This is a genomic window from Agrobacterium sp. MA01, from assembly GCF_009650195.1.
In the GTDB taxonomy this organism is placed as follows: domain Bacteria; phylum Pseudomonadota; class Alphaproteobacteria; order Rhizobiales; family Rhizobiaceae; genus Allorhizobium.
In genome coordinates this window covers 107,988-125,118 of sequence record NZ_CP045854.1, presented here as the reverse complement: position 1 = coordinate 125,118, position 17,131 = coordinate 107,988, and the positions used below count along the sequence as shown (strand labels likewise).

General features: G+C 61.2%; 16 protein-coding genes. 5 read left to right on the top strand and 11 right to left on the bottom strand.

From position 1 onward, the window contains the following. The first annotated feature begins 67 nt into the window (after positions 1-67). Together apaG and GH983_RS00590 are read left to right on the top strand one after the other, a co-directional pair. On the top strand, positions 68-460 hold the full coding sequence (gene apaG / locus GH983_RS00595) for a Co2+/Mg2+ efflux protein ApaG (protein ID WP_054149073.1): 393 nt from the start codon (positions 68-70) through the stop codon (positions 458-460). Positions 461-539: 79 nt separating this feature from the next. Beyond that, positions 540-1,475 (top strand): MYG1 family protein, encoded by a 936-nt coding sequence (locus GH983_RS00590; protein ID WP_153761348.1) that lies wholly within the window; start codon positions 540-542, stop codon positions 1,473-1,475. Between the two features lie 89 nt (positions 1,476-1,564). On the opposite strand, the gene GH983_RS00585 is transcribed toward GH983_RS00590, so the two are convergent. The 3 genes from GH983_RS00585 to GH983_RS00575 form a co-directional block, all read right to left on the bottom strand. Further along, positions 1,565-2,554 (bottom strand): Hsp33 family molecular chaperone, encoded by a 990-nt coding sequence (locus GH983_RS00585; RefSeq protein WP_153761347.1) that lies wholly within the window; start codon positions 2,552-2,554, stop codon positions 1,565-1,567. 119 nt (positions 2,555-2,673) lie between these two features. Continuing rightward, a complete protein-coding gene (gene argF / locus GH983_RS00580) occupies positions 2,674-3,591 on the bottom strand; it encodes an ornithine carbamoyltransferase (protein WP_054149076.1) in 918 nt (305 codons plus the stop codon). A gap of 14 nt (positions 3,592-3,605) precedes the next feature. Beyond that, positions 3,606-4,808 carry an aspartate aminotransferase family protein gene (locus tag GH983_RS00575; RefSeq protein WP_153761346.1) on the bottom strand — a complete coding sequence of 401 codons (1,203 nt, stop codon included), beginning with the start codon at positions 4,806-4,808 and terminating at the stop codon, positions 3,606-3,608. Between the two features lie 437 nt (positions 4,809-5,245). Between GH983_RS00575 and GH983_RS00570 the strand changes: the two genes are divergently transcribed. Continuing rightward, on the top strand, positions 5,246-5,791 hold the full coding sequence (locus GH983_RS00570) for a GcrA family cell cycle regulator (RefSeq protein ID WP_069042407.1): 546 nt from the start codon (positions 5,246-5,248) through the stop codon (positions 5,789-5,791). Positions 5,792-5,918: 127 nt separating this feature from the next. On the opposite strand, the gene phoB is transcribed toward GH983_RS00570, so the two are convergent. The 7 genes from phoB to phoR form a co-directional block, all read right to left on the bottom strand. Further along, positions 5,919-6,602: a phosphate regulon transcriptional regulator PhoB gene (gene phoB, locus GH983_RS00565; protein ID WP_006727960.1), complete on the bottom strand. Its 684-nt coding sequence runs from the start codon at positions 6,600-6,602 to the stop codon at positions 5,919-5,921. Between the two features lie 25 nt (positions 6,603-6,627). After that, positions 6,628-7,341: a phosphate signaling complex protein PhoU gene (gene phoU / locus GH983_RS00560; protein ID WP_054149079.1), complete on the bottom strand. Its 714-nt coding sequence runs from the start codon at positions 7,339-7,341 to the stop codon at positions 6,628-6,630. 46 nt (positions 7,342-7,387) lie between these two features. After that, positions 7,388-8,188, bottom strand: coding sequence for a phosphate ABC transporter ATP-binding protein PstB (gene pstB / locus GH983_RS00555; RefSeq protein ID WP_054149080.1), 801 nt, complete (start codon positions 8,186-8,188; stop codon positions 7,388-7,390). Between the two features lie 20 nt (positions 8,189-8,208). Continuing rightward, positions 8,209-9,567, bottom strand: a complete 1,359-nt coding sequence (pstA, locus tag GH983_RS00550) for a phosphate ABC transporter permease PstA (protein ID WP_153761345.1) — start codon at positions 9,565-9,567, stop codon at positions 8,209-8,211. Next, complete coding sequence (gene pstC / locus GH983_RS00545; RefSeq protein ID WP_054149082.1) at positions 9,564-11,024, bottom strand: phosphate ABC transporter permease subunit PstC; 1,461 nt, start codon at positions 11,022-11,024, stop codon at positions 9,564-9,566. The genes pstA and pstC overlap by 4 nt, the downstream gene beginning before the upstream one ends. 65 nt (positions 11,025-11,089) lie before the next feature. Then, positions 11,090-12,145, bottom strand: a complete 1,056-nt coding sequence (locus GH983_RS00540) for a substrate-binding domain-containing protein (RefSeq protein ID WP_054149083.1) — start codon at positions 12,143-12,145, stop codon at positions 11,090-11,092. Between the two features lie 186 nt (positions 12,146-12,331). Beyond that, positions 12,332-13,588: a phosphate regulon sensor histidine kinase PhoR gene (gene phoR, locus GH983_RS00535; protein WP_153761344.1), complete on the bottom strand. Its 1,257-nt coding sequence runs from the start codon at positions 13,586-13,588 to the stop codon at positions 12,332-12,334. 204 nt (positions 13,589-13,792) lie between these two features. Here phoR and ppk2 point away from each other — a divergent pair, with 204 nt between their 5' ends. Continuing rightward, complete coding sequence (gene ppk2 / locus GH983_RS00530; protein ID WP_054149084.1) at positions 13,793-14,674, top strand: polyphosphate kinase 2; 882 nt, start codon at positions 13,793-13,795, stop codon at positions 14,672-14,674. 53 nt (positions 14,675-14,727) lie between these two features. Here the strand turns inward: ppk2 and GH983_RS00525 are convergent, their stop codons facing one another. Further along, positions 14,728-15,909 carry a hypothetical protein gene (locus GH983_RS00525; protein ID WP_069042411.1) on the bottom strand — a complete coding sequence of 394 codons (1,182 nt, stop codon included), beginning with the start codon at positions 15,907-15,909 and terminating at the stop codon, positions 14,728-14,730. Between the two features lie 260 nt (positions 15,910-16,169). On the opposite strand from GH983_RS00525, the gene GH983_RS00520 reads away from it, so the two are divergent. Next, complete coding sequence (locus GH983_RS00520; protein ID WP_153761343.1) at positions 16,170-17,129, top strand: nitronate monooxygenase family protein; 960 nt, start codon at positions 16,170-16,172, stop codon at positions 17,127-17,129. Positions 17,130-17,131 lie beyond the last annotated feature (2 nt).

Below are 17,131 nucleotides of genomic sequence, written 5' to 3'. Positions count from 1 at the left end.
CCTTGCTGCCGCCACAATGAGCGCCATCTCTATCACTGTTGATGACAAGCTTTCTCAGGGTCCAGGCATGTATCGCGCGCTGACACGGGACATAGAGGTTCTGGTCGAACCTTACTATCTCGAGGAACAGTCGGACCCCGATGACAGCCGCTATGTCTGGGCCTACCGGATCGTGATCTCCAATCGCTCGGGAAAACCCGTGCGGCTGACCCATCGTTACTGGCACATTACCGACCAGAACGGTCAGGTTGACGAAGTGAGCGGACCGGGCGTTGTTGGCGAACAGCCGCGCCTTAATCCTGGCGATACCTACGAATACTCGTCCGGCTGCCCACTCGATACGCCCTCCGGCATGATGTACGGCACCTACCGCATGGAAACCGACGACGGAGAGGCCTTCGACGTCGAGATCCCGGCATTTTCCCTCGACAGCCCAGGCATGGTCCGCACCCTCAATTGACGATTGCCAGTTGAGTTGACTGGCACCAACCGCTATCTGGAGACATCGATCCCGACGCCATCCAGAGGGCCAAACCGGCATGAGCATTACCCATCTCGTCACCCATAGTGGCGGCTTCCATGCCGACGAACTGCTGTCGTCCGTCATCCTCTCGCGGCTTTACCCAGACGCACAGATCGTGCGCAGCCGTGCGCCAGACTGGATCACTCCGGCATCCGACCGGATCATCTACGATGTTGGCGGCGCCTATGACGCCGAAGCGCAGATCTTCGACCATCATCAGCGCGGCGCACCGCTTCGCGACGACGGTCAGCCCTACAGCTCCTTCGGGCTCATCTGGAAGCATTATGGGCGCGCCTATCTTGCGGCCATGGGTCTGCCGGCCGATCATATCGAGGCAATCCACCAGGGCTTCGATGCGAAGTTCGTGCTGCCGGTCGACCTGATGGACAATGGCGCGATCAGCCCTGCCACGGCTGGGCCACTGGCCGATCTCACCCTGCCGAGCCTCCTCGAAACGCTGAAGCCCGTTTTCGACAACAAGGAGCCCGGCGCCGACGATCGCGGCTTCCAGTCCGCCCTTTCGATTGCACGGATGATCGTCGAAGCCGCCATCGGCCAGCGGGCGGCCAAGCTGCGTGCAGAGACCATGGTGCTGGAAGCGATCGCAGCGACAGGCGAAGGTCGCGTCCTGGAATTGCCGATGGGCATGCCATTCCGCCCGGCCATCGTCAAGGCAGGCGCCGACCATCTGCTCTTCGTCATTCACCCGCGCGACAAGGACTGGTGCATTACCGGGATCCGCAAGGCGGAAGGCAGTTTCGAGCAGCGCGCGGACCTGCCCGCTGCCTGGGCAGGTTTGAGCAATAGCGATCTGGAGGCCGTCTGCGGTGTGAAGGGTGCCACCTTCTGTCACAACGGCCGCTTCATCGCGGCGGCAAATTCGCGTAACGCGATCCTCGACATGGCGGAAATCGCGGTCGAGCAGGTAATCGGCGATCGCCCGGCATCATAAGAAGCGTGGGCCTTATCGGCGCCCGCTACGCTCTACACAAAGAAACGGCCGGATCACTCCGGCCTTCTCATATTCAGCGCTTCACTGGATCAAGCCGGCGTCAGCTCTCCCGGCTCGAAATCATAGTTGGTCGAGCAGAATTCGCAGGTCACCGTGATCGTGCCGTCTTCGGTGCTCGCCTCGATCTCTTCAGCGGAGAAGCCCTGGAGAACCCCCTTCAGGCGCTCGCGCGAGCAACTGCAGCGGTCGTAAACCGCCTTTGGCTCGTAAGCCCGCACACCCCGCTCGTGGAAGAGGCGGAACAGCAGCCGTTCGATACCCACCTGCGGATCGGTCAGTTCGTCGGCATGGATCGTCTCGACGAGCATGCGAGCCTCATCCCAGGCATCGTCGCCGTGCAAATCGGCATCCCGGTCGTCGCCGTCTCCACCGCGCAGATCCGGCTGGCGCATCCGCTCTGGCGCATCCGGCAGGAACTGGGCGATGAGACCACCTGCCCGCCATGTGCGACGTGGCTTGCCGTCTGCATCCCGATCGAAGAGTTCGGCGGCTCCCAGGCGTACGCGTGTCGGGATCTGTTCCGACTGGCGGAAGTAGACGCCGGCAATGTCTTCCAACGACGTTCCGTCGAGCGGCACAATACCCTGATAAGGCTGCATGAAGGAGCCCTGATCAATGGTAAAGGCGAGCACGCCTTCGCCGAGGAGCTCCTCGGGCGAAGCACGACCGGCCGCGACTGCATCGGCCACTGCCTGCTCGTCGAAGCGGGCATAAGCGCGCACGTTTTCAGGCGAGCTGAAATCGGCAACCAGCAGGTCGACCGGGCCATCGCCCTTGGTCTGGACCGTGAACTTGCCCTCGAACTTCAGCGATGTGCCGATCAACACCGTCAAGACTATGGCTTCGGCGAGAAGCCGCGCGACCGGCGCCGGATAGGCGTGACGGTCGAGAATGGAATTGATCAGCGGTCCGAGCTGGACCGCGCGGCCGCGCACGTCGAGGCCCTCCACCTGGAAGGGAACCACACGATCGTCACCGGCGAAACCGAATTCGCCGAGTTCTGCTTGTCTCATCGACATGAATGTACTCCCGGCACTTGAAGCGCCAAACGCTGGGCCCGAGCGGCCCGATCAGAAACGGCACAGATGGGATCACCCGTGCCAAAGGTCAAGTCGGGCGCCAAAGCCCCTGCCCGGCCTCAGATCGCGCCGAGGCACCAGGCAAGGATCGACTTCTGCGCATGCAGGCGGTTCTCGGCCTCGTCGAAGACCACCGACTGCGCGCCATCGATCACCTCGTCGGTGACTTCTTCGCCGCGATGGGCCGGCAGGCAGTGCAGGAAGAGGGCCTCCTCCTTCGCCTTCTTCATCAGCTCCGCATTGACCTGGAAAGGCTGGAAGACGTTATGGCCGCGTGCCTTGTGCTCCTGGTTCATCGACACCCAGGTGTCCGTGATCACGGCGTCAACGCCGGCGACCGCACGATCGGCATCATGGCAAAGCATGATCTCGCCGCCGTTGTTGCGGGCCCAGTTGAGGATCTTGTCATCGGGCTCAGAGCCGAGCGGCACGGCCATGTTCATCCGGTAGCCGAAACGGGCCGCACCTTCGACCAGCGAATGGAGGACATTGTTGCCGTCGCCGGTCCAGGCGAGCGTCTTGCCCGTCACGGGGCCACGATGCTCCTCGATGGTCATGATGTCCGCCATGATCTGGCAGGGGTGGGTGAGATCCGTCAGGGCGTTGATGACCGGAACCGTCGCATGCTCGGCCATCTCCAGGAGACGGGTATGGTCAGTGGTACGGATCATGATCGCATCGACATAGCGCGACAGCACCTTGGCGGTGTCGCCAATGGTCTCAGCGCGACCGAGCTGCATTTCCGTGCCCGACAGGAACAAAGTCTCGCCACCGAGCTGACGCATGCCGACATCGAAGGAAACACGCGTGCGGGTGGACGGCTTCTCAAAAATCATTGCCAGCATCTTGCCGGCGAGCGGCTTGTCAGCGGTGCCGGCCTTGGTCGCCTGCTTGCGGGTCTTCGCGTCCTCAAGAATGCCGCGCAGGTCCCCGGCCGTCATGGCGGAGAGATCGAGAAAATGCTTGGGAGATGCCATGAATGGGTCCTGTCTTAGGCAGATGCTTGGACTGCGGCCTTGGCGCGGATGTGCTCCGCAGCGTGTTCGATACGGGCGAGACCGTCGCGAGCTTCTTCGGCGGTCACCGTCAGCGGCGGCAGGAGACGGATAACATTGTCGCCGGCGGGAACGCCGAGCAGATGCTCGTCGCGCATTGCCAACAAGAGTTCGGTGTTCGGGATCTTGGCCTTGATGCCGAGCATCAGGCCTTCGCCGCGCACTTCCTCGATCACATCTGGGTAACGATCCTTCAGCGAGGCGAGACCCTGGCGGAAGACGAGCGCTGTGTCGCGAACATTGTCGAGGAAACCGTCGCCGAGCACGACGTCGAGAACAGCATTGCCGACCGCCATACCAAGCGGGTTGCCGCCATAGGTCGAGCCATGCGTTCCGGGTTTCATGCCGTAAGCGGCCTCTTCGGTTGCCAGGCAAGCGCCGAGCGGGAAGCCACCGCCGATGCCCTTGGCGACCGCCATGAGGTCGGGCGTGATGCCGGCCCATTCATGGGCAAAAAGCTTGCCCGTGCGGCCAACACCGCACTGCACTTCGTCGAGGATCAACAGCAGGCCGTGCTCGTCGCAGAGGTCGCGCAAGGCGCGCAGCATCTCCACCGGGATCGGACGAATGCCGCCCTCGCCCTGCACCGGCTCAACCAGGATTGCAGCGGTCGCGTCTGTGATTGCCGCCTTGACGGCTTCGATGTCACCAAAAGGCACCTGGTCGAAGCCGGGCGCCTTGGGGCCGAAGCCCTCCATATACTTCTCCTGGCCACCCGCTGCGATCGTCGCGATGGTACGGCCATGGAAGGCGCCTTCCATCGTGATGATGTGGAACTTCTCCGGGTGCCCCTTGGCGAAGTGATAGCGGCGCGCCGTCTTGATTGCGCATTCCAGCGCTTCGGCGCCGGAATTGGTAAAGAACACGCGGTCGGCAAAGGTCACATCGGTCAGGCGCTTGGCCAGCACTTCCTGCCCCGGCACCTCGTAGAGATTGGAGAGGTGCCAGACCTTGTCGGCCTGATCTTTGAGGGCGCCGACGACATGGGGATGCCCATGGCCGACCGAGGTGACGGCAACGCCGGCGGCGAAATCGAGATAACGCTCGCCACTTTCCGTCACAAGCCAGACGCCCTCGCCTCGCTCGAAACGCAGCGGCGCCCGATTATAGGTCTGATAGAGCGGCGTAGCTTCGGCCATGGCTTTCACGTTCCTTCTCGACGATCCGCCCAAGGGACGGCGCGGCCCTTTGCAGGCCTCGAAACAATTAAAAATGCCGCCTTGCGGCGGCGCGGGCACTATCGGCATTTCACCCTGCAATGTCAACGAATTCCATAGGAATCGCAGGAGTAGGCGCCGATTTGGCCGGCTCGCGCCAGAAGCGTGCGCGACAAGATTCCACCTGTTGCATACTTGACTCACTCGGGAAGCAAGTTGGGGAAAACCGGAAAATCGATTCCAGATGATTCCCCCGACTCTTGTCACGGAGTCAGCGTGCCACTAGGTTAAATTTCATTAATAGATTGCATGCGGCGGAAGTGCTCACCGACAGTAACGAGGCGGTTATGTTTCGAATTCGTTCGAAGCAGGGGTGACGGATTCTGCCATGACAGACGCGAGCGGCGGAGAGAAGTGGCATGACAACTGCGCAATGGAGTGACGACAGGGTCGAAAGACTGAAACGGCTGTGGGCCGAAGGCCTCAGCGCAAGCCAGATTGCGGCACAACTCGGTGGCGTGAGCCGAAATGCCGTTATCGGCAAGGTACACCGACTGAACCTTCCGGGTCGGGCCAAGGCAGGCGGAAGCTCGACTGCGGCACGTCCGGCAAAACGTCCGGCGCAGACCCAGCGTCCGGCGACCTTCCAGAACCGCCCCGCGGCAGCCACGACCACGCGTACCGTGACCCGTGCAGCTGGTGCGACAATGCTGAAGGAAGAGATCGAGGTCGAGGCTTACGAGGAAGTCGAAGTTCGGCGCCCGCTGAACGTTGTCGTGCCGATTTCGCGGCGCCTCGCCCTGACGGAACTGACCGAGCGCACTTGCAAGTGGCCGATCGGCGATCCGATGAAGGACGATTTCCACTTCTGCGGCTGCGAAATCGCTGACAGCGCGCCCTACTGCACCTATCACGCGAAGCTCGCCTATCAGCCGGTGAGCGAACGCCGCAAGGCAGCCCGCTGATATCAAGCGAAGCTTAGAGCATTAAACGGGTCCCTCGGGGCCCGTTTTTCGTTGCCGCCTGTCGCCCGCGAAAAAGGGCCGCAGCGGACAATCCGCGCGGCCCTTGCCCCATGGTGGGTTCGACTTGTCAGGCTTCCATCGAATAGCCGGCACCGCGAACGGTGCGGATGACATCCTGCATGTTGGAGAAGTTGAGCGCCTTGCGCAGGCGACCGACATGCACGTCGACCGTACGTTCATCGACATAGATGTCGTGGCCCCAGACTCCGTCGAGAAGCTGCGAGCGAGAGAAGACCCGGCCAGGCGACGCCATCAGGAACTCCAGAAGGCGGAACTCGGTCGGCCCGAGACGGACCTCGCGGCTCTTGCGATGCACCCGATGCGTCTCGCGATCGAGCTCGATGTCGCCGCAGCGCAAGACGCTGGACAGAACTTCGGGCTTTGCACGCCGCAGCATGGCCTTGACGCGTGCCATCAGTTCCGGGGTCGAGAATGGCTTGACGACATAGTCGTCGGCACCTGTCGCCAGACCACGCACGCGCTCGCTTTCCTCGCCGCGCGCCGTCAGCATGATGATCGGCAGACGCTCGGTCTCGGGTCGGACACGCAACCGGCGGCACAGCTCGATGCCGGAGACGCCCGGAAGCATCCAGTCCAGGATCAGCAGATCCGGCACGCGCTCCTGAAGCCGGATCTCGGCTTCGTCACCTCGCAGAATCGTCTCGACCTCATACCCCTCGGCTTCGAGGTTATAGCGTAGGAGGACGGACAAGGCCTCCTCGTCTTCTACCACGGCAATCTTCGGCTGCATCAAAAACAAACCTCGCTGGCCAACGTCACTCGGTGATCGCGCCGACGGAAGACGTCAGATCTTCCTTCGGTCGCTCACCTTCCGGCTGGGCGCCGGTGGTCATGTAGTAGATGGTTTCCGCGATGTTGGTCGCATGGTCGCCGATGCGCTCGATGTTCTTGGCGCAGAACAGAAGATGCGTGCAACTGGTGATGTTGCGCGGGTCTTCCATCATGTAGGTCAGGAGTTCCCGGAACAGCGAGGTGTAGATCGCGTCAATCTCTTCGTCGCGGTCACGGATCGATTTCGCCTTCTCAGCCGAGCGGGTCGTGTAGACATCGAGCACTTCCTTGAGCTGGGCGAGTGCCAGGTCGGAGAGATGTTCGAGGCCACGCGCGAGTTTGCGCGGCACGCCGGTCGCCTGGATGGCCACAACGCGCTTGGAATTGCTCTTGCCGAGGTCGCCGACACGCTCGAGATCGGCAGCGATGCGAAGGGCACCGATGATCTCACGCAGGTCGGATGCGACCGGCTGACGCTTAGCGATCGTAACGATGGCCTTGTCGCCGATCTCACGTTCCATGGCATCCATGAGCACGTCGTCGGAGATCACCTTCTGGGCGAGGGCGGCGTCGGAGTTGACCAGAGCACGCACGCTTTCGGCGACCATCTGTTCCGCCAGACCGCCCATTTCGGAAATGCGGCGCATCAGGAACTTCAGTTCATCGTCGAAGGCAGAGTAGATGTGAGAGGAGCCCATGAGAAACGTCCTTGAATTTGAGGTGAGCCGAGGGTGACCTGGAGGCTCAGCCGAAGCGGCCCATGATGTAGTCCTGGGTGCGCTGGTCATCCGGATTCGTGAACATCTTGTCGGTGTCGTTTTCCTCGACCAGTTCGCCAAGGTGGAACATGGCGGTACGCTGCGAGACGCGGGCTGCCTGCTGCATGGAGTGCGTCACGATGACGATCGTGAAATTTTCACGCAGTTCGTGAATCAGCTCCTCGACCTTGGCGGTCGCGATCGGATCGAGCGCCGAGCAGGGCTCGTCCATCAGGATGACTTCCGGGCTGACCGCGATCGCACGGGCGATGCACAGACGCTGCTGCTGGCCGCCGGACAGACCGGTGCCGGTTTCCTGCAGTCGATCCTTTACCTCGTTCCAGAGGCCGGCTTTCTGCAAAGACGTCGCGACGATTTCGTCCATGTCGGCCTTCTTGGCGGCGAGACCATGGATGCGCGGCCCATAGGCCACGTTTTCATAGATCGACTTCGGGAAGGGGTTGGGCTTCTGGAAGACCATGCCCACCTTGGCACGCAATTGCACGGGATCGACCCGGCTGTCGTAAATGTCTTCGCCATCGATCTGGATATCACCCGAGACGCGGGCGATCGACACCGTGTCGTTCATCCGGTTCAAGCAGCGCAGGAAGGTCGACTTGCCGCAACCCGATGGGCCGATGAAGGCCGTTACAGCGCGATCCCGTATGTCGACGTTGACATCCTTCAAGGCATGTTTTTCGCCGTAGTACACCTGCACGCCACGGGCGGTGATCTTGATTTTGGGCTGGTTCACGGAAGTCTCCGTCAATATGGATGCGTGATACATTCGGGGTGTCCTTCAGGGATTTACCAACGGCGCTCGAAACGGCGGCGCAGGACAATGGCAAGGATGTTCATGACCAGCAGGAAGAGCAGCAGAACGATGATGGCACCCGACGACCGTTCGATAAAAGCCGGATCGGCACGCGACGCCCAGGAATAGACCTGTACCGGGAGTGCGCTGGCCGGGTCTAGGAAGCCACCTTCAAACGGTCCCGCCGGATAGTTCGCCACGTAGGCAACCATGCCGATCAGCAGCAGCGGGCCGGTTTCACCCGCTGCGGATGCGAGGCTGAGGATCGCTCCGGTCATGATGCCGGGCGCGGCCAGAGGCAGGACATGGTGGAACACAGTCTGCATCTTCGACGCTCCGACGCCCAAAGCGGCATCGCGAATGGACGGCGGTACCGCGCGGATCGCGGCGCGCGTCGCAATGATGATGGTCGGCAGCGACATCAACGTGATGACCAGCGCCCCGACAATCGGGGAGGATGCCGGGAGCCCTACGAAGTTGATGAAGACCGCAAGTCCAAGGATACCGAAAACGATCGACGGCACGGCAGCAAGGTTCGAGATGTTCACTTCGATCAAATCGGTGAACCAGTTTCGCGGCGCGAATTCCTCGAGATAGATCGCGGCAGCCACGCCGAGAGGCAAGGACATGATCACCACCAGAAACATCATGTAGGCGGTGCCCATAATGGCGATGCCAAGGCCCGCGGCTTCCGGGCGCAAGTCGGACGCATCAGGCGCCGTGATGAAGCTCCAGTTGAACTTCGTCTCAAGTATGCCTGCTTCCACCATCTTGTCGGTCAAGTCCAGCTGTGCCGGCGTCACATTGGAATCCCGTTCAGCGATCTCGCGCGTCACGCGACCCTTGAGATAGCCATCCACGCGGCCTGTGGCGAAAACGTTCACAGTGATCGTCTGGCCTACCAGTGACGGATCGGCCAGGACAGTGTCGCGCAGCCGAGCCGGAGCATCCTTGGAAATCATGTCGGTGACTTCCTTTCGGGACATGCCCTCGACTGCAATACCCTCTTCGGCCAGATGCTTGACCAGAGAATCACCCAAGATGCGCGCGTAGCCGATCGTCGTCACCGAAGCCATCTGCGCCGGATCGCGCGAACCGGTCTTGTCCACGACCGCAGCGTCGATCACGACGGGATAGCTGATCGTCGCCTGAACGAATGCCGAAGAGCCGTCACGGATAATGGTGAACAGCATGATCGCCAGGGTGAGCAGCGCGATCACGATCGCAGCGACACCATACATGCGGAACCGAATTTCTGCGGCATTGCGACGCTTCATCAGCGGGGTCTCGCTCATGAGCGAACTGCCGGCCTGCGGCATTGCGAAAGGAGTGCGATCGATGATGTCGGTCATTCGTATTGTTCCCGGTATTTGCGCACGATCCAAAGCGCGAAGATGTTGAGCCCAAGCGTAATCACGAACAGCGTTAGGCCAAGCGCGAAGGCCACGAGCGTCTCCGGCGAGTCAAAGGCAAGGTCACCCGTCAACTGACTGACGATCTTCACGGTGATCGTCGTCATGGCCTGGAAGGGGTTCAAGTCCAGCTTGGCGGCTGCCCCTGCCCCCATGACCACGATCATGGTTTCGCCGATTGCACGGCTGGCGGCGAGCAGGACAGCCCCGACAATGCCGGGAAGGGCCGCAGGCAGCACGACCCTGCGGATGGTCTCGGATTTCGTCGAACCCAGGCCCAGAGCCCCGTCGCGCATCGACTGCGGCACGGAATTGATGATGTCATCGGCCAGCGACGAGATGAAGGGGATGTTGAGGATGCCGATCACGAGCCCGGCGGTGAGAACCGAGGACCCCGAATTACCGAGACCAAATGGCATGGCGAAATAGTCGCGCAGGAACGGGCCGACGGTCACCAGTGCAAACAGGCCGAACACGACGGTCGGGATGCCGGCGATCACTTCAATCACCGGTTTGACCACTGAGCGGACCCGCGGCGAGGCATATTCTGCCGTGTAAATCGCCGCGAACAGGCCAATTGGAACGGCTACACACATCGAAACGAAACTAATGTAGAGCGTACCCCATAGAAGCGGGATCAGACCAAGTTCGGAACCGCCGCGGAACTGCGGGTTCCAGGTCAAGCCAAAATAGAAGTCCCAGATGGGATAAAGTCCAAAGAAGCGGATACTCTCTGAGAGGAGAGACATCACGATGCCGAAAGTAGTCAGGATCGCCACGCCGGCCGAGGCGATCAACAGCCAGCGCACAAAGGTTTCCGACACATTCCGGGCACGGAAGTCACGGTGAACGCGCATGAAGGCGAAGATGAAGCCCGACACCGCGAGGACCAAGACGGCAACCGTCATCATCGTTGCGCCAGAGCGCTGCATGACGCGGTATTCCTTGGCGGCCTCGAAGATTTCAGGCCGGACTTCTGCACCCAAAGCAACCCCGACCTCGGCCAGGCGCCCCCGAACGTCCGAAAAATCAGCCCGCATGTTCTGCAATTCATCGTCAGACAAGCCGGATCGCTGCTGCAGGGCGTCAAGGCCATCGGCGATGCGGCGCACGTCTTCGACCGCAAGCGTCGTGGATGTGGCGTCGAATGCCACCTGCGAACCCAGCAGACCGACAATGCGCGAGTCGATCCACAAAGGCTGCGCGACAAGCCAGATGGCCATCAGCAGGAAGGCAGGCACTGCCGTAAACAAGGCAACAGTCTGACCATAATAGCCCGGCAGCGAATGAAGGTTCCGGGCATCGCCGTTCGCGCTCTGCATCGCGCGTCGCCTGCCAAAGAAAAAGCCAATCACGGCCAATGTCAGTAGGATTAAGGACAGAATGCCGACGCTCATGGGAAATCCGGTTTTCGCAAGAGGAAGGAGGGCGCCTCGTGGCGCCCTCCTGTGTCAGATAAGGATCACTCTACCGGCGCCATCGGCGTACCAGCGGCAACCATTTCCTGGGTCTTCTTCAGTTCTGGGTCCGACACGAGGCCATAGGCAGCCAGCGGGCCGTCAGGACCAGCCATGTCGTCCGATACGAAGAAGTCGACATATTCCTGGAGGCCTGGGATCACGCCAAGGTGAGCCTTCTTGACGTAGAAGAACAGCGGGCGCGAAACAGGATATTCACCCTTTGCAATTGCTTCAGTCGTCGGGATAACGCCGTTCATCGTAGCAACGCGCAGCTTGTCGGTGTTGTTCTGGTAGAACGACAGACCGAACACGCCGATGCCGTTCTTGTTGGCGTCAACGCGGGCGAGCGTCTCGGTGTAGTCACCGTCGATGTCGATAGAAACGCCATCGGTGCGCAGCGCCATGCAAGCCTTACTGGCTTCAGAGGCCTTCGCCTTGTCGTCAGCAGCCGTGGAAGCAGCGAGGTGCAGGTCATACACGCCCGATGCCTTGCAGCCGGCGATGATGACCTTTTCGTCAAACACTTCGCGCGTGCCGTGCTTGGTGCCCGGTACAAAAACCATGATGTCCTGTGCCGGCAGAGCAGAGTTCACATCAGCCCAGGTCTTGTTGGCGTTGTCGACCAGAGCGCCGTCCTTGGCAACCTTGGCAGCGAGCGCGCCATGAATGTCAGCCGGGGTATAGGCGAATTCAGGACCGTTGATGTCGGAAGCGAAGACAATGCCGTCATAGCCGAAGCGAACTTCCATGATTTCGGTCACGCCGTTCGATACGCAGAGCTCGTAGTCACCCTTGGACATGCGCGAGGACGAGTTGGCGATGTCAACTGTGTTGGCGCCAACGCCTTCGCAAAGCTTCTTGCGGCCAGCACCCGAACCGCCGCCTTCAACGACCGGCGTCGGGAAAGAGAAGTTTTCGCCGAAAGCTTCGGCAACGATGGTGGAATACGGCAGCACGGTCGAGGAACCGGTAACCTGGACCTGATCACGAGCTGCAGCCGCGCCAGTGAAGGCAACGGAGGCGACCAGCGCCGCAACAGAAATTTTCAGAATGTTCATCATACTCTCCCGTGGATGAGTTTTTGTGTCTGTGGCCGCAATCGCGTCCGTCGCGGCCCGGCAGAGACGTCTTAGCGGCTCTTCGGCTTTGCTTTTATGTCAGTTCAATGAAACATTTGTGACAATTCAAGCCTCTGAAATTTAACGGGAAATTTTCAGAAGGCCCGACTTCTTCGGCTGAATGTGTCAGAAGCGCACGGTGAAGACGCTGCCACTGCCCAATTCCGACTTCACCACGAGCCGCGCCCGATGGCGCGTGAGGATATGCTTGACAATCGCAAGGCCGAGCCCGGTCCCCTTTTTCGAACGGCTGTCCTCGACATTGACGCGGTAAAATCGTTCGGTCAGGCGCGGTACATGTTCCGCGGGAATGCCAGGACCGTGGTCGCGGACGCTGACCTCCGTCGCACCGCCAGCATCGCGGCGGAGCGCAACTTCGACCACTTCGCCGTCTTGACCGTATTTGCAGGCGTTTTCGATCAGGTTTTCGAAGACCTCAACGAGCTCGTCGCGCTCACCCAAGACTTCGATCTTCTCCTCGGGGAGATCGAGGCGGATCTCGACGCCGAGCTCGGCTGCCAGCGGAGCGAGGCTGTCCCTGACATGGCCAAGGATCGGCGCGAGCTCCACCCTCTGGTCCGGTGCGACATGGGCCTTGAGCTCCAGCCGCGACAGGGACAGGAGATCGTCCACCAGGCGGCTCATGCGGTTTGCCTGATCGAGCATGATGGCGAGAAACCGGTCCTTGGCCTTCGCATCGTCGCGGGCCGGCCCCTGCATGGTTTCGATAAACCCGCGCAGCGATGCGAGCGGCGTGCGCAATTCGTGACTGGCATTGGCAACGAAGTCGCTGCGCATGCGATCGAGACGGCGAAGCTCCGAGATATCCTTGAACGACAGAAGGAAATAGGATGCGCCAGCCGCCTTGTCGGCATCGATCGGCGCGACCCGCACCACATAGACTCGTTCGGAAGGGTGACGCTCGGAGTGCTCGATCTGGTTGGGCTGAGCGGTTTCGATCGTCTCCCGGATCATGTCGAGGATCCCGGGGGAGCGCCAACGGGTCGAGACATGCAGGCCGACGACGAGCTCGCCGAACACCTTCTGAGCGGCCTGGTTCTGGGCAATCAACTCGGCCTCAGGACTGAGGACGAAGATCGGCATGTCGAGGCCGTCGAGCGATGCAAGGATAAGGGGAAGCGGATCAGCCGGCGGATCGGGCTCCGCAACGGTTAGCGTCGGCGCAGCCGGCGTGTCGTCCTCGGGCAGCTGCCGAAAAACCACGAGCAGGAAGAGCAGGACGAACAGCAGTATCGCATAGCCGGTGGCAGCACCGGTCGCCCAGGCACTGACCGAAAGGACAGCGGCAGCGAGAATATAGACCCAGGCCGAAAGCAGCCGCCGGAGATCCTTGCGCCAACCGTCACCCCTATCATCCTGCATGCGCGCGCATTCTCCGCCCTGTCATTGTCCAAGTCTGATAGCCCTGATTCATGACAGAAGTTACACTGCTGTGCCATCACTTGCCGGGCCCTTTCCCCGGCGGATAGATCGATGTGCCGCAAGATGGAACCGAGATGCTTGAACTTCATTTCGGCTTGGGCTCAATTAAGACCATCGAAACGAGCAAGACAAAGGGAGCCGAGGATGGACGCGCAAACGGAAAAGAGGGCAGTTACCCTCTCGGTCGGTGAAACCCAGCAGGTCTTCGACATCGAACTGCCGGACCTGCCGGACTGGATCGAAGACAAGGCGCTTAAGTCCGGTGGCTTTCCCTATGACAAGAAGCTCTCCGAAAAGAACTACGCAAAGGAACTCACCCAGCTGCAGATCGAGCTGGTGAAGGTGCAGTTCTGGATGCAGAAGACCGGCGAACGCGTCATGGCCTTGTTCGAGGGCCGGGATGCCGCCGGCAAGGGCGGCGCCATCCATGCGACACTTTCTTATATGAACCCCCGCTCCGCTCGCGTGGTCGCCTTGACCAAGCCGACCGAAACAGAGCGCGGTCAATGGTATTTCCAGCGCTATGTCTCGCACTTTCCAACGGCCGGCGAGTTCGTGCTCTTTGACCGCTCCTGGTATAACCGCGCCGGTGTCGAACCGGTCATGGGCTTCTGCACGCCCGACCAGTACGAGAGCTTTCTCGAGCAGGTGCCGCGCTTCGAGAAGCTGATCGAACGGGAGGGCATCCGGTTCTTCAAGTTCTGGCTGGATACCGGCCAGGAAATGCAGCTCAAGCGCTTCCATGACCGTCGTCACGATCCCCTGAAGTGCTGGAAGCTCTCACCAATGGATATTGCAGCCCTGCACAAATGGGACGATTACACGAAGAAGCGCGACCGGATGTTGAAGGAAACCCACACCGAGCGCGCGCCGTGGACGGTGTTGCACGCCAATGACAAGCGCCGCGCGCGGTTGAACCTCATCCGCCACATGCTGCTGTCGCTCGATTACGAAGGCAAGGATGTCGAGAAGATCGGCAAGCTCGACAAGAAGATCATCGGCAGCGGCCCCGACTTCCTGAAGTGACCTTTATCTTTTGGGGGGAGCCAGCCGCACCCCGCCTCAAGCCCGCGTGACTGTCACTGGCCGGGCAGCACGCGGATCGCGTAGAGGTTCACGCCGCGTCCGCTGCCTGAGAGATCCGCATTGATCAAGAGGCGGCCCGGAGTGGACGGTGCCATGCCGTTGTCGAAGGAGACGCGGAACAGCGCATCGAGCTTTTGCGGGTTGACCGTGAAGCGGTGGCGCGGACAGTCGCCCATGCGCGGGAAATCGCATTCGACCGAGATCTGCACAGGCTCGTCATCAATCGACTGCACAGTGAGCGCAATCGTGGAGGTGCGGCCTGCCATTTCACGCAGAACCTCCGTCGGCACGGTCACTTCGATCACGCCAGCCTCGTCACCGCTGCGCGAGACGATCTGGGCGGCACTGCCGTCGCTGGCCGTGACAATATCGACGAGCGCATTGGCGCGGGGACGAAGCGCCGAGACCTGCTGCGGCGCAAAGACCTCGATCCAGTCATCCGAGAAGCCACCGCGTGCATCGAGCGCCTGCGGCCCGGCAGGCTCCGACGGGGAAGTCGTCTCGGGTGCTCCGGTAAAGTCTTCGGCTTCGGCGCGCGGCGGCGGATTGGGCACCGAGGTGTCGCGCTCGGCCTCCGTGAGCAGCAGCCCGGAGGAGTAGATCCACCATGCGCCGATCCCGAGCGTCGCCAAGAAAATCGACATGATGGTCAGTCGAGCCACAATCCCGCGGCGCCGGCGCGGTGCCTGCAGGGGACGCTCGGACCGCATGTCCGGCATTGGCCCTTCATCATCGGCATGAGCGTCAACAGACGCCCTCGCCGCGATTTCGGGCTCTTCGTCGAAAGAAGGCTCGCGGTAGCCTGTCTGGGCGCCGACTGGCGGATCACCCGCGGCGAAGCCGGGCTCGACACGACCGGTTCGCCGATCGGGCGGCGTTGGTGCCGTCGGCTCGGCAGCCCGCTGTGACGGCGCCGCCACCGGTGCGGCCGGGTGAGGCACCGAAGGTTCGGGACGCACTTCCAGACGCGTGCGCTCTTCGAGCTCGATGGAATGGATGAGCGCCTCCAGTCGGCGGCGCTGATAGTCTATGGATTCGGGGTCGTCGATGTTCTGCTTGCGCAGACCCGTTTCGAGCGCCTGACGGGCAGACTGATAGACCCGGGCGCGGGCCTCCGCATTCGAACGGTCGGCGCGCGCCAGGGCGTTCCTGATGGCCGTTTCCAATCCACTCATTGGCCGCCATACTCCTTCGGGGATCGCCCCAGCCACATCGCAATCATAGTTTCGATTCGGTAAACTCTGGATATTTCAAGCACAAGCCCGGAAAACCCGTATGGCGCCGAATAAACACAGGAATGAGGCTGCGTGGGCAATGTCAGCATTTCCGGGATCCGACGCTTGCATGACCGTCGAGCATAGGACCGGCTTTCCTCGCCGTCCATGTTCTGCTATTTGACGTTTGCGTAAACGTAAACTTCATGGGAGGTGAAGTGATGGCCCTGCCGCCGATCCTGAAAGACAATCTGAGGCTCCCCGTCGTCGCCTCGCCGCTCTTCATCATATCACATCCGAAACTGACGCTCGCCCAGTGCAAGGCGGGAATCGTCGGCTCGTTCCCGGCGCTGAATGCCCGGCCGGAGGCGCAACTCGACGAATGGCTGGCCGAAATCACCGAGGAACTCGCCGCTCACAATGCGAAGAACCCGGATCGCCCGGCCGCCCCCTTCGCAGTTAACCAGATCGTGCACATGTCGAACAAGCGGCTCGAGCATGACCTGATGATGTGCGTGAAATACAAGGTGCCCATCGTCATCTCCTCGCTCGGCGCCGTGCCGGAGGTGAATGCCGCGGTGCATTCCTATGGCGGTATCGTGCTGCATGACGTGATCAACAACCGCCATGCCAATTCGGCGATCCGCAAGGGCGCAGACGGGCTGATTGCGGTGGCGACGGGAGCGGGCGGCCACGCCGGAACGCTCTCGCCTTTTGCCCTCGTCCAGGAAATCCGTGAATGGTTCAATGGACCGCTTTTGCTCGCCGGCGCGATTGCCAATGGCGGTGCGGTGCTCGCTGCCCAGGCAATGGGCGCCGACATGGCCTATATCGGCTCGCCCTTCATTGCGACGGAAGAAGCGCGTGCGTCTGACGAATACAAGCAGGCGATCGTCGATGCGCATGCCAACGACATTGTCTACTCCAACTACTTTACCGGCATTCACGGCAACTATCTGAAGCCATCGATCGTCGCCGCCGGCATGGACCCTGATAATCTGCCGGTAGCCGATCCCTCGAAGATGGACTTCGACAAGGCGACCACAGGCGCCAAGGCCTGGAAGGACATCTGGGGCTGCGGCCAGGGCATCGGGGCGGTGAAGGCCGTCGAGCCGGTCGCTGCCGTGGTCGATCGGTTTGAGCGCGAATATATAGGCGCAAAAAAGGCGATTTGCGGCTGAGA